This is a genomic window from Bradyrhizobium sp. Mp27 (assembly GCF_029953005.1).
GTDB classification, from domain to species: Bacteria; Pseudomonadota; Alphaproteobacteria; order Rhizobiales; family Xanthobacteraceae; genus Bradyrhizobium; species Bradyrhizobium barranii.
In genome coordinates this window covers 32,797-46,352 of the sequence record NZ_JASAUS010000018.1, presented here as the reverse complement: position 1 = coordinate 46,352, position 13,556 = coordinate 32,797, and the positions used below count along the sequence as shown (strand labels likewise).

Annotated in this window: 10 protein-coding genes; 8 read left to right on the top strand and 2 right to left on the bottom strand. The window is 64.7% G+C overall.

The features are described from left to right. Positions 1-109: 109 nt before the first annotated feature. The 7 genes from QJT78_RS12975 (at position 110) to QJT78_RS12945 (ending at position 8,868) form a co-directional block, all read left to right on the top strand. Positions 110-2,143, top strand: a complete 2,034-nt coding sequence (locus QJT78_RS12975; RefSeq protein WP_038953486.1) for an NAD(+) synthase — start codon at positions 110-112, stop codon at positions 2,141-2,143. A 479-nt stretch (positions 2,144-2,622) separates the two neighbouring features. Continuing rightward, complete coding sequence (locus QJT78_RS12970; protein WP_028147841.1) at positions 2,623-3,438, top strand: sugar phosphate isomerase/epimerase family protein; 816 nt, start codon at positions 2,623-2,625, stop codon at positions 3,436-3,438. Positions 3,439-3,468: 30 nt separating this feature from the next. After that, a complete protein-coding gene (locus QJT78_RS12965; protein ID WP_028147840.1) occupies positions 3,469-5,106 on the top strand; it encodes an ABC transporter substrate-binding protein in 1,638 nt (545 codons plus the stop codon). Next, positions 5,107-6,093: an ABC transporter ATP-binding protein gene (locus QJT78_RS12960; protein ID WP_028147839.1), complete on the top strand. Its 987-nt coding sequence runs from the start codon at positions 5,107-5,109 to the stop codon at positions 6,091-6,093. After that, the gene (locus QJT78_RS12955; protein WP_028147838.1) at positions 6,090-7,082 is read left to right on the top strand and encodes an ABC transporter ATP-binding protein; all 993 of its coding nucleotides are present in this window, start codon (positions 6,090-6,092) and stop codon (positions 7,080-7,082) included. The genes QJT78_RS12960 and QJT78_RS12955 overlap by 4 nt, the downstream gene beginning before the upstream one ends. Continuing rightward, positions 7,082-8,011 carry an ABC transporter permease gene (locus tag QJT78_RS12950; RefSeq protein WP_028147837.1) on the top strand — a complete coding sequence of 310 codons (930 nt, stop codon included), beginning with the start codon at positions 7,082-7,084 and terminating at the stop codon, positions 8,009-8,011. Before QJT78_RS12955 ends, QJT78_RS12950 begins: the two co-directional genes overlap by 1 nt. Then, positions 8,008-8,868 (top strand): ABC transporter permease, encoded by an 861-nt coding sequence (locus QJT78_RS12945; RefSeq protein ID WP_028147836.1) that lies wholly within the window; start codon positions 8,008-8,010, stop codon positions 8,866-8,868. The genes QJT78_RS12950 and QJT78_RS12945 overlap by 4 nt, the downstream gene beginning before the upstream one ends. A 47-nt stretch (positions 8,869-8,915) precedes the next feature. On the opposite strand, the gene QJT78_RS12940 is transcribed toward QJT78_RS12945, so the two are convergent. Then, positions 8,916-10,292, bottom strand: a complete 1,377-nt coding sequence (locus QJT78_RS12940; RefSeq protein WP_049807803.1) for a SagB family peptide dehydrogenase — start codon at positions 10,290-10,292, stop codon at positions 8,916-8,918. 95 nt (positions 10,293-10,387) lie between these two features. Then, a complete protein-coding gene (locus QJT78_RS12935; protein WP_028147834.1) occupies positions 10,388-12,634 on the bottom strand; it encodes a TOMM precursor leader peptide-binding protein in 2,247 nt (748 codons plus the stop codon). Between the two features lie 180 nt (positions 12,635-12,814). On the opposite strand from QJT78_RS12935, the gene QJT78_RS12930 reads away from it, so the two are divergent. Further along, a complete protein-coding gene (locus QJT78_RS12930; RefSeq protein WP_157790278.1) occupies positions 12,815-13,177 on the top strand; it encodes a hypothetical protein in 363 nt (120 codons plus the stop codon). Positions 13,178-13,556 lie beyond the last annotated feature (379 nt).

Sequence of the window (13,556 nt, the reverse complement as noted above, 5' to 3'; positions counted from 1 at the left end):
AATCCGTTATGCATGACGGCGGATGGCCTGCACGGGGCCCGGTCGATGGGTTACATATCATGGGGAACTGGCGGCTGCGGCCGCGACAAGATTAAGGGTACCGCGCTCGATGAGCTTCCACTCGATCTACGCCCACGGATTTGCGCGCGTGGCGGCCTGCGTCACCACCTCCCATGTGGCCGATCCCACGGCCAATGCGAAGGCGATCCTGGCGGCGGCAGGCGCTTGCCATGAACAGTCGGTGGCGGTTGCCGTGTTTCCGGAGCTGTGCCTGTCCGGCTACGCGATCGAGGATCTCGTCAAGCAGGACCCGCTGCTCGATGCGGTCGAGCGCGGGCTCGCCTCAATCGTCGAGGCCTCCTCGGCCTTGATGACCGTCCTGATCGTCGGCGCGCCGCTGCGCTTCGGTCATCGCATCTACAATTGCGCCGTCGTCATTCATCGCGGCAACGTCCTTGGCGTCGTGCCCAAGTCTTATCTGCCGACCTATCGCGAATTCTACGAGGGACGGCATTTCGCCTCCGGCGCCGGCATGGCCGGAGAGACGATCGCGTTTGGCGGGCTGCACGCACCGTTCGGCGTTGACCTCCTGTTCGCGGCCGAGGATGTTCCAGGCCTGATCATCGGCGTCGAGATCTGCGAGGACATGTGGATTCCGGTGACGCCGGCTTCCGAACTCGCGCTTGCCGGCGCCAGCGTACTGATCAACCTATCCGGCAGCCCGATCACGATCGGTCGGGCGCGCTCGCGCGCACTGCTGTGCCAATCGACGTCGGCGCGTTGTCTTGCAGCCTACGTCTATTCAGCCGCGGGGGCAGGGGAATCGACCACGGACCTGGCCTGGGACGGCCAGACCTCGATCTACGAGAACGGCGTGCTGCTGGCCGAGGGCGAGCGGTTCCGCCAGGACGGCCAGATCACGCTGGCCGACGTCGATCTCGATCTGCTCAGGCAGGAACGCGCGCTGATGGGCACGTTCGACGATAATCGCCGGCAACGCGAAGCCTTTTTCCGGAGGATCACCTTCGCCCTGAAGGCGCCGGCCACCGACATCGGCTTCCTGCGCAAGATCGAGCGCTTCCCCTTCGTGCCGAGCGACGAAGCCCTGCTCGAGCAGGATTGCTACGAGGCCTACAACATCCAGGTCGCCGGCCTCGTGCAGCGCATGCGCGCGACCGGAACCAAGCGCGTGGTGATCGGCGTCTCGGGCGGGCTCGATTCCACCCACGCCCTGATCGTCGCCGCCAAGGCGGTCGACCTGCTCGGACTGCCGCGCAGCAACATCCTAGCCTACACGATGCCGGGCTTTGCCACCGGCCGCGAGAGCAAGACCAACGCACTGGCGTTGATGAAGGCATTGCAGACGGAGTGGCAGGAGCTCGACATCCGCCCCACGGCGACGCAAATGCTGAAGGACATCGGCCATCCCTTCGGCAAAGGCGAGAAGGTCTACGACATCACGTTCGAGAACGTGCAGGCGGGCCTGCGGACCGACTATCTGTTCCGGCTCGCCAACCATCATGGCGGCATCGTCATCGGAACCGGCGATCTCTCGGAGCTCGCGCTCGGCTGGTGCACCTACGGCGTCGGCGACCAGATGGCGCATTATAATGTCAACGCCGGGGTGCCGAAGACGCTGATCCAGCACCTGATCCGCTGGGTGATCGCCTCAAAACAGTTCAGCGACGACGTCAACCGGACGCTTACGTCGATCCTGTCGGCCGAAATCTCGCCCGAGCTGGTTCCGGTCAAGCCCGGCGAGAAGCCGCAGAGCACGGAAGCTTCCGTCGGGCCCTACGAGCTGCAGGATTTCAACCTGTTCTACACGCTGCGGTTCGGCATGCGGCCGTCCAAGATCGCGTTCATGGCGCAGCACGCCTGGAATGATGTCGCCAAGGGCGAATGGCCGCCGGCGTTCCCGACCGATCAGCGCAGGGCTTATGATCTGCCGGAAATCCGGCGCTGGCTGGAAGTGTTTCTGCGCCGCTTCTTCGCCTTCAGCCAGTTCAAGCGCTCGGCGATGCCGAACGGGCCGAAGGTTTCGGCCGGCGGCTCATTGTCGCCGCGCGGCGACTGGCGCGCGCCGTCGGATTCCAGCGCGGCGGCATGGCTCGAGGATCTCGAGCGGAACGTTCCGAAGTGATTGAGCAAGGCTGCTGATCGGGCAGGGTGGCTCCAGAACGATTTCGCGCCGCGCGGCTCATACAGCCGGCGGCGCGAAATTGCGTTCAATCTAGAAAGTTCCGAGGTCCGGAGTGCCTAGGAGTCCGGACCTCGTCACCTTGCCCCAGCCTTTGATCCCCCCCCCGCCCCATGCGGTCCCCCAACCCCATGTAGCGCGATCAGAGGGTGATGCCCCTGGAAGGCCGCCGATCGATGCGCGCGATGTACGCGAAGTATGGTTAGGATTCCATTCCGTGTCACTACGGACACGAACGCGCTTGATGCTGCACACTGGCGCATTTGTCCGCATCTGCTGCGATCGCTGCTGCCTGAATTCGATGCAGGCGATCGGCGGGGATGTCCACATCGGCGCATCGCCGCGGCACCTGCATTTCACGGGCCTGTCACTTAACTGGTCTAGCGCTGCTCCCGTCATCGCTGACGGTCAAGGATCAAGCCATGTCGAAGCCGGTGTTGGGCGCCGCACTATCCATCAAATCGATCCCCGCCCACCGCGACTGGCTTCTGGAACGGCAGCGCGATCTCGAAATTCAGGATTTTTTCCGCGCGGATTTGCTCGACGGCGATTGGCGGAGTGCGGCCAGCGAGATCAAGCAGATGCTCTCGGGCCATACCGGCCGGCTCGGCATTCACGGCCCGTTCTGGGGCTTCAAGATCGACAGCCATGATCCCTTGATCCGCAAGGCGGTGACGAAGCGCCTGCTTCAGGGCCTCGATGCCGCAGAGTTCCTCGGCGCGACGCAGATGGTGATCCATTCACCGTTCACGACCTGGGACCACAACAATCTCGACCTCTATCCCGATAACCGCAGCAATCTCGTCGAACGCGTCAAGACGACGCTTGCCGAGGTGATCGCGCGCGCCGAGACGATCGGCTGCGAGGTCGTCATCGAGAACATCGAGGACAAGGATCCGCGCGACCGCGTGCGCCTCGCCAAGGCGCTCGAAAGCAGCAAGGTCCGCGTCTCCCTCGACACCGGCCACGCCAACTATGCCCACATCTCCACCGGCGCACCGCCGGTCGATTACTACGTCGAAACCGCCGGCGACATGCTGACGCATGTGCACCTCCAGGACACCGACGGCTTTGCCGACCGGCACTGGGCGCCGGGCGAGGGGAACATCCCGTGGGTGGCCGTGTTCCGCGCTCTGGGCCGGCTGACCTCCGACCCGCGGCTGATCCTCGAACTCCGCAATCACGACGACGTTCGCGCCGGCGCAGCCCATCTGGCCGCGCTCGGTCTCGCTGAATAACCGGCATCACAAAGGTCAGGGCTTATCGTCATGAGCAAACTCACCCGTCGCACCATCCTGAAGTCCGGCGGCGCTGCCGCAGGCACGCTTCTCCTGCCGCGCTTTGCGATCGGGCAGGCAGACAACCGTCCGTCGGTGACCATCGCCGTGCAGAAGGTGACGAATTCGAACGTGCTCGACGTGCTGCGCGAGCAATCGAATGTCGGCGAGCGCGTGTTCTTCTCCTCGATCTGGGAGGGCCTGATCTCCAAGAATTGGCGCGGCAGCCTGGAGGCCGTGCCGGGCCTCGCCACCGAGTGGCGCCGCATCGATGACCAGACCGTCGAGGTGAAGCTGCGCCAGGGCGTGAAGTTCCACAATGGCGACGAGCTGACGGCCGAAGACGTCGTCTTCACCTTCAGCCGCGAGCGCATGTTCGGCGAGACCGAGGCCAAGAGCCGCTCCACCATCCAGGCCTTCGAGAAGATCCCGACGCCGCGCCCGGGCAAGGAATTGCCGCCTGACGTGCCGGCGGTTGCCCGCCGCATCTGGCCGGACCTCGTGCGCGTCGATGCCGTCGACAAGTACACGGTGCGCTTCTACAACGCGACGCCCGACGTCACGATCGAGGGCCGGCTGTCGCGCTACGGTTCCGACATCATGAACCGTCGCGCCTGGGAGCAGTCCGCGAGCTATCTCGACTGGGCGCGCAAGCCGATCACGACGGGCCCGTACAAGGTCGTCGAGCTCAAGCCCGACGTGGCGCTGACCCTCGAAGCGCATGACGAATATTGGGGCGGCCGGCCGCCGCTCAAGCGCATCCGTTTCCTCGAAGTGCCCGAGGTCGCGAGCCGCATCAACGGGCTGCTGTCGGGCGAATACCAGTTCGCCTGCGACATCCCGCCGGACCAGATTGCCGGCATCGAGAAGAACGCAGCGTTCGAAGTGCAGGGCGGCACGATCCTCAATCACCGCCTGACCGTATTCGACAAGAACCACGCCCAGCTCGCCAATCCGCTGGTGCGGCGCGCCTTCACCCACGCGATCGACCGCCAGGCGATCGTCGACAGCCTGTGGGCGGGCCGTACCCGCGTGCCGAAAGGCCTGCAGTGGGAATTCTACGGCGACATGTTCAACGCCGACTGGAGCGTGCCGGCCTACGATCCGAAGCTCGCGCAGGATCTGTTGAAGCAGGCCAACTACAAGGGCGATCCGATTCCCTATCGCCTGCTCAACAACTATTACACCAACCAGGTCGCGACCGCGCAGGTGCTGGTCGAGATGTGGAAGTCGGTCGGCCTCAACGTCCAGATCGAGACCAAGGAGAACTGGTCGCAGATCATGGAACGCGCGCCGACCCGCGCGGTACGCGACTGGTCGAATTCGGCTGCCTTCAACGATCCCGTCTCGTCGCTGGTCGCACAGCACGGCCCAAACGGTCAGCAGCAGCAGATCGGCGAGTGGACCAACGCCGAACTGAACAAGCTTTCGGAGTTCCTGGAAACCTCGACCGACCGGGCCGCCCGCAAGAAGGCGTTCCGCCGCATGCTCGAGATCGCCGAGCGCGAGGATCCCGCCTATACGGTGCTGCACCAGAACGCGACCTTCACCGCGAAGCCGAAGTCGATCAAGTGGAAGGCGTCGCCGGCATTCGCGATGGATTTCCGCGCCGGCAATTTCGAGGCGTAAGTGGCGACGCCGCTGGTCAGCATCCAGGGCCTCAGCGTCGCCTTCAACGGCGTAGCGGTCCTGCGCGGCGTCGATCTCGCTTTGCGGAAGGGCGAGGCCCTCGGCCTCGTCGGCGAGTCCGGCTCCGGCAAGTCGGTGACGTGGCTTGCTGCGCTCGGCCTCTTGCCGCGGCATGCAAAAGTCTCGGGCTCCGTGCGACTCGACGGACACGAAATCCTCGGCGCAGCCGCGGGTGAGCTGGACCGGGTGCGGGGCGGGCGGGTCGCCATGATTTTTCAGGATCCCGCAAGCGCACTCAATCCGGTGCTCACCATTCGCAAGCAGCTCTGCGAGGCTTTGGCGCTGCTTCGCGATCTCTCGGGCGAGGCGGTGAAGGCCGAAGCGCGGCGGCTGCTCGATCTCGTCGGCATTCCCGATGCGGCGCGGCGGCTCGAAGCCTATCCGCACGAATTCTCGGGCGGCCAGGTCCAGCGCATCATGATCGCGATGGCGCTGGCCGGAAATCCCGATCTCCTCGTCGCGGACGAGCCGACCACGGCGCTCGACGCCACCATCCAGGCGCAGATCTTGGAGCTGCTCTCGACCATCCGCCGTGAGATGAGCATGGCGATGGTGCTGATCAGCCATGATCTCGGTGTCGTCGCGGAAAACTGCGACCGCGTCGCCGTGATGTATGCCGGCCGCATCATTGAGCAGGCGCCCGCCAACCAGCTCTTTGCCGATCCGGTGCATCCCTACGCGCAGGGCCTGATCGGCGCACTGCCGCCGCTCGACGGACCGCGTCGGCGTCTAACGGCCATTCCGGGGACCGTTCCCGATCCCGCGCACATGCCAAGCGGCTGCGCCTTCGCGCCGCGTTGCGCGCTGGCGGCCGAGCCGTGCGGACTTGCCGTGCCGAGCCTCGCGCCGATCGCGAACGATCGCGTGGTTGCCTGCATCCGTGCTGAAGCTTCGCGCTGCGCGCTGCTCGGGATCGCCGCCGAATGAGCGGGCCGCTTGTCGAGGTGTCCTCGATCTCGCGCAGCTACGCGATGCGCTCCGGGATGTTTGGCCGCAGCACAGCGGTTCACGCGGTCGATGGCGTGTCTCTGATGATCCCCAAAGGCGAAACACTGGGCCTCGTCGGCGAGTCCGGCTCGGGCAAGTCGACCACCGGCCGCATCGTGCTCGGTCTCGAGCCGCCGGATCGCGGCGAGGTGCGGTTCGACGGCAAGGCGATGGCCGCGCCAGGCACGAAGGCGTGGCGCGCGCAGCGGGCGCGCATGCAGATGATCTTCCAGGATCCGCTGGGGGCGCTGGACCGGCGGTTGCCGGTCGCAGCCCAAATCCGCGAGCCCCTGGACATTCACGGCCTCGGCACGGCGGCCGAACGCGAGGAGCGTGTCCGCGAATTACTGCGCGCCGTCGAGCTGACGCTGGCGCATGGCGCGCGCTATCCGGGCGCGCTCTCCGGCGGCCAGCGTCAGCGTATCGTGCTGGCGCGGGCACTGGCGACAAAGCCCGATTTCCTCGTCTGCGACGAGCCGGTCAGCGCGCTCGACGTCTCGATCCAGGCGCAGGTGGTGAACCTGCTTTGCGATCTCCAGGCGCAGCTCGGGCTAACGCTGCTGTTCATCAGCCACGATCTGCGCGTTGTCAGGCAGATCAGCAATGTCGTCGCCGTGATGTATCTCGGCCGCATCGTCGAGATCGGCAGCGCCGACGATCTCTTCGCGCGTCCCGAACACCCCTATACGCAGGCGCTGGTCTCGGCGTCACCCGCGCCCGGCCGCCGCAGTGCGGGCCGCATCGTGCTGGCAGGCGATCCGCCGAACCCGGCGGCGCGGCCGCAAGGCTGTGCCTTCCATCCGCGCTGCCCGCGCGCTATCGCACGCTGCGCGAGCGAGGTGCCGGCGCTGTCGGCGGTCGGCGGTGACAGGCAAGTCGCCTGCCATCTCGTGACGGGGCCGCAGGCCGAGACGCGGGACGCGGCCTGATGGGACGCTATCTTGCCATTCGGATCGGACGCGCGGCGCTGACGATCGTGCTCGTCGTCACCTTCGCCTTCGTAGTGCTGCGCCTCTCCGGCGACCCCGCGCTGATGATCCTGGGACCGGAGGCGCCACCGGAAGTGCTCGCTGCTTTCCGCAAGGCCTGGGGGCTCGATGATCCCATCTGGTTCCAGTACCTCGACTATTTCGGCGCCATCGCCAAGGGTGAGCTCGGCCGCTCCATGCGCGACGGGCGACCGGCGATCGAGCTCGTGCTGGAGCGGATTCCGGCAACGCTGGCGCTGACGCTGCCGGCCTTCTTCTTCAAGGTCGCGCTCGGCATTCCCGCCGGCATCTACGCGGCGCTGCACCGCGGCTCGGGAATCGATCGCGCGGTGATGATGACGGCGGTCGCCGGCTTCACCGTGCCGAGTTTTGTCCTTGCGCTGCTGCTCGTGCTCGTCTTTGCCGTGCAGCTCGGCTGGCTGCCGTCGGGCGGGCAGGACAGCTGGCGTCACGCCATCCTGCCAATCGTGACACTCAGCCTCGGCGGCGCCGCGGTGCTGGCGCGCTTCACCCGCAGCGCCATGCTGGAGGTGCTGGGCCAGCCCTATATCCGTACCGCCTCGGCCAAGGGCGTGTCGTGGCGTAAGGTGGTGACGTCGCATGCGCTGCCAAACGCGGCGATCCCGACCGTCACCATCCTCGGCTTCATGGTCGGCACGCTGATCGCGGGCGCGGTCGTGGTCGAGAGCGTATTTGCCTGGCCGGGAGTAGGGCGCCTGCTGGTCGTCGCCGTCGCCAACCGCGACCTCGCCGTCGTGCAGTGCATCCTGTTGCTGGTCGCGATGACCATGGTCACGTCCAATCTGATCGTCGACTTCCTCTACGGCTTCCTCGATCCGCGGCTCCGCGCGAAGGGAGCGCACGCATGACCGACGCAACGCTGAAGGATACGGCTGTCCGCCGCCGCATCAGCCTTCCCGCGATCCCTGTCTCGGTCGCGCTCGCGATCAGCTGGATCGTCGCCATGCTGGTGATCGCGGCGTTCGCCGAGAAAATCGCACCTTACAGCTTTACCCAGCTCGACCTGCGCAACCGGCTGGCTGCGCCCGGCAATGTCGCGCACTGGCTCGGCACCGACGAGCTCGGCCGCGACGTGCTGTCGCGGCTCCTCGTCTCGATCCGCATCTCGCTGTTGATCGCTTTCGGTGCGACCGCGATCTCGGCGATCGTCGGCACCACGCTTGGCTTCCTCGCCGCGCACTTTCGCGGAGCCGTCGAGCAGCTCGTGCTGATGCTGACTGACTTCCAGGCCAGCATGCCCTTCCTGATCATGGCGCTCGCGGTGCTTGCCTTCTTCGGCAATTCGCTGCCGCTGCTGATCGGCCTGATGGGCCTGTTCGGCTGGGAGCGCTATGCCCGCATCGCGCGAGGCCTCGCCATCTCCGCCAATGCGCAAGGCTATGCCGCCGCCGTCCGCCAGCTCGGTGCGACGCCGTCGCGGATTTACTTGCGCCACATCCTGCCCAACATCGCCTCGACCCTGATCGTCTCGACCACGCTCGTCTTCCCCGAGGTGATCCTGATGGAATCCGGCCTGTCCTTCCTCGGCCTCGGCGTGCAGCCGCCGATGACCAGCCTCGGCAACATGGTCGGCTATGGCCGCGAGTACCTGACCCGGGCGCCCTGGATCATGCTGGCGCCGGCGACCACCATCGTGATCACCACGCTGGCCGTCTCCGTGATCGGCGACTGGCTGCGCGACCGGCTCGACCCGACCCTGCAATAGGGCGACGGGCCTGACGCGTGCGCCGATTTGCCGTCGGACACCCGCTTCTAGCCTTGGACCTCCGGCGTCCTGCCGCGCCCGAGCGCGAATTGACCGACCGGGCCCTCGATATGGAATTCCAACTCCGTCATTTTCGCGAACAGATCGATGTTGGTGCTGCCAATTGCGCAGCCGCCGAGGCCCATATCGGTCGCCGCCAGGTAAAGCGTCTGAATCAGGCTGCCGACATCCTTCAGGATCAGCGAATATGCGATTGAGCTGTATTTCCAGGAGATCCGCCCAAAACGCGCCGCGATCGTGATGAGGATTTGCGGCTGACCCGGCGCGTCCATGGCGAACTGGGCAGCTGCCAACTGCGCCTGGAGTTGTTGGGGGGAGGCGCTGATCGCAACTAGCGCGTGGCTCCCTGCATCGTAGTGGTAGAGTCCGGGCGCAAGCCCGTCGCAGTTCGCGACGGTAAGGTATAATTCCAGCTCGTACGCGCTGCCCGCCGACGGATAAGGCCTTGTGCTGTAGGTGACGTCGGAACCGCCTTCGAAATACGGCTCGCTCGTCCATTCGGACAAGACGCGCGCGCTGGTGTCGAGAAACTGCGCGAGTTCGCCGAGCGTGACCGGATTCTTGTCGTCGAATTCCCGCGTTGAATGGCGTTCGCGCAATAGCTTCGGGAAGCGGGAGTTCGGCTCAGGGGAGGAGAATTTGCGCAGGTCAATCTTGCTGCCGGCCCAGGGCGGACGCACTGCCGGCGACGGCGGAACGACGCCGGCATAGGTGAAGGCGGCGCCGACCGGATTGGCTTGCCGACCCTCCGTGCTCCGCGTGTGAAACATCAGATCGTGGAAATCCCAGAGTACGAGGTTGCCGTCGCCTTCGTTCACCCGCAGGCCTTGTTCGTCTTTCGCATCGAGCTTGAGCAGGATCTGGCTGTCCAGCAACAGTTCGAGCAGATGGAGGGTGGAGGAAGCTACCTTCTGGTTGAGCTTGCCGATCTTCCGAGGCTGCGACAGCGCAGCGAGGGTGGCGGCGATGGCGGGATCGCCAATCCGGAACAACGCGCCGGCGCGTGGCGATTCCAGCACCAACTCGTTGCCGCGCCGGCGCAGAAAGGCAAAGCGCGATAGCACAATGGTGTCACGACTGCCCAGCTTCGCGCGCTGCGGCCAATATTCGGGGACTTGGGGCTCGATGACCACGAAGTCCTGCGTGTTGCGCGAAGAGGAGAGGCGGTATTCCAGAAGCCCCTGCCGGGCCAAGCGACGCACCAGGGCGTCGACGTCTCTCGCGAGGGCGCTCTTGCCTGCAAAGGACGCAAGCGGAAGGCCGGTGCTCAGATGTCGCGCGCAGTCCATCGCGGCTGCGCTGAATTGTCCGAGGTTGACGGAATAGTCGCCCAGAATGGCGGCGATGTTTCCGTCCGGCTGCATCTGGAGGGAGAAATGACGGCTCAACCGGGCGGCAATGTCTGGCGCGATCTTCCTGGTCGGCTTTTTCCGGGGGGCGCGCACGAAAGACCAGCCCTTCAGGTGTGTGGAAGGAATGAAGTCAGATCGCTTTCCGGTCGCGGCCGGTCCAACAATCCGAGCTTCACCGGCACATCGTAAAGGCGACCCGGTGCGAAACGGCGATAGAAATGACGCAGGCCGGGAACGAGCACTCTGACGACCGGAACCTCGACGTCGGGACGTGTCTGGTCGAGGACGAGGAAATCGTAGCCTGCACGGGCGGCGATCTCGACGCAGGCGATGACCTGGTCACGCGTATTGTCGTGAAGCTTGAGGCTCGACGCTGGGGGGACGATCGGGTGGTCGCTCGGTGTCAGGAACGGGTAGTCTTCCAGGCGTAGCGGCGTGACACCGTCGAGGGTCGGCTTCTCGCCGCTTGCGCCGCCCATCATGCCGACGGACATAAATTGGGTCAGTTCGGTGAGGGATCGCAGCAGCGCTATATGGCGGTCGAAATGCGCCCCGGAACCGAACTCGATATTCTCGTGTCCATTCTGCATCCAGTGCATGATCGCCACGTAAGTCGGAATGCCGAGATCCGTGGTGATGTCGAGCACCCATAGCCTGCGCCCGGCTTCCGCAAATTGAGCCTGGAGATCCCGGACATAGAAATCGTCGAATTGCCCGAGATCGACCTCGGCGCGCTGCACCCGGTTATACCACCAGATCGCGTAGGCATCGCGCTCGATCAGTTCGAGGAAGCCCTGAACGATGGCTTCGTCGCGGGTGTTGCCGGCCGCGCAGCCGTTGGAATCCGTATGAAAGCCGCCATAGAAGAAGTACAGGAGGCCGGTCGGCAGATATTTGAAGCGTTTGTCGCGCAACGACGAGACCGGCGACCACTCGGTCCTCGTCGAGGGATCGAACGGCTCGGGCACCGGATGGGGATCGTCCGGCTGCTGCAGAAACCTGTTCTTGAACTGCGCTTCGCTGAAGAGCTGGACGTCGTTGGGAAGAAGCGCGTCGCCAGGCGCGAAATCGGCAAAGCTGCGCGTCGTCCTGATCTCATCGCCCTGGAAAATGCCCGAATAGCGTTCGATCGACTCCATCAGCGCGCTTGCCTCGCCCTGTTCAGCCGTCGAGCCCTTGCCAAAGCTGCCCCCGCTCAATCCGGACCTGAGCTGGTCGATGCTGTGGGCCGGCGCGGAGAAATTGTGTTGGGCGAAGTAGTTGGTGTTCATCGGCAGATCAACGTCGATCCGCTCGAGCCGGGTGACCACGCCGGTCAGCGGGCTCACATGCTTGCGGAAGCGCGACACCGTCGACCGCGATGTCACGGTGCGATATCCACCGCTGGTCATGACGAGCCTCTTGCCCTCGGCAATCTCGACCAGGGCCGGAGATCGGCGCGGGTTGTTCAGCTTCCTGCTGCCGCAGGTCGGACATTGCGGACGTCGCGTCACGTAGTGCTTGGCGATGGCGGCGCCGGTCAGGTCGAAGCTTGCGATGTGATCGCACAAATCGGTGCGAAAATCCGAGGCAATTGCCTTGGCGATCTCGACGGCCGCAAAATGGATTCCAGTCTTGCCGACGCTCGCTCTGACGAGAGGCGATATGGCAACCGCACGCGCCGGTCCCCGGTCAAGAAACCCCTTGATCTCCCGGTTGCGGATCATACGATCGAACAGGCAGGTCCAGCAGGCGCTCTCGCCCGGTTTGAACATGGGCCCGACCAGCGGAAACGCGCCGGATGGCTGTACCAGCAACCAGGACGTCTTGCCGGCCACGCGTTCCTGGTTCAGTTCAGCAAGTCGCCCGTCAAGATAATCGTTCACCAGCGTGATCGTGAGCTTCGGCGAGCGCTTGGCGATTTGAACACCGAGCTTGCTCAACGCCGCGGTCAGCTCCTTGGCGCCTTTGACGTCAATCGACTCGACCTGCACGGGGCAATTGCGAAGATTTTGTTCCGCGATCTCCAAGGGCATGCCGAGGCTTGCCAGGAAGCCGCCGACGGCGTCGTCGAACGCTTTCGGGGTCCGCGCAACGACATATCGGCGATCGAGCAGCCGCTTGATTGCTTCCTCGATCTTGTCGGCCGGGAAGCGCTTCGAAAGCTGGCGAGTGATCTCCGGCCTAGCCTTGCCGTGTTGCCCGATCGCACTGGCGAGGGCGCGGTAGAGCTCGCCGTGCAGGAAGAATTTGCGGTTCTCGGAATAGAGGCAAACCGCATCGGGAGGCAGTACGTAAGCGGTGAAGTTCGGTGCAAATCGGAGTATGTCTTTGCGGGTCTGCCGCGCAACGCGGGTCTTGCGAGTTGCAGTCATTGAGTCAGCACGCTGATCCTGTTGCCGTCACGCTAGATCCCCGGCGCAAGATGGATCGTCGCGACCGCGCCGCCATTTTCCCAGAGAATTGAAACGAATTCTGCCGTCACCCGCAAGCCGCCGATGCAAGCGTCGTAGCGAAATCAAGCAATTGGCCGGACCCTTTCTCGAGGCCGGCCAATGACCTATCAACCCGTGAATTTGACATTCGGAACGCGCCGGGGTCTAGCAGATGCGGCAGCGGCCCCACGATGCGCAGCAACCCGCGCATGTTACGGCGCATCCCACCACACCAACGCCACAGCCGACAGCACAGCCAACTGCACAACCCGCACATCGGCAACCGACGCCACATCGGCAACCACGGCAAGCCCGACAGCCTCCGCAGCCGCGGCAACCGCCGCATCCGCGCCATGCCAGCTGCACGCGGCTACCGGCGTTTTCCTTGTCGAAGAGATGGAAGGTGGCCAGGCTGACGTCAGCCATTTCCTCTTCATCGAGCGTGATTGCCTGGCCCGTTCCAAGGTGCGGCAATTGTTGTAGGTCGGGTGTCGGTACGGCGGACGCCGATGCGCCTCCCGCCAGCGAGAACGTCAACCCTGCGGCTCCGAACGCCGGCACGGCGACTTTGCTTACCCGCTTCTTCCCTTTAGAAGTCTTCTTCGCCTGCCGCATGGTCGAACCTCCGAGCATTGCAAGAAGTATCCCAGCCGCGGTAAGTCTACGCCCAGGAAATAACGCGGGCAACAATTACGCGCACAAAAGCGCGGCGCTGCACGTTCGGGATGTATTCATCTTCATGAACGGCAATCAGCACGGCCGGTTGACACAACGCGTCAACGATCCGCGCTCTCGGTGCGAGTGCAACTTGGTGCAGTGCCGCAATCGCTTCCAAGTTTGAACCAAGTTTGAACGGAGAGAT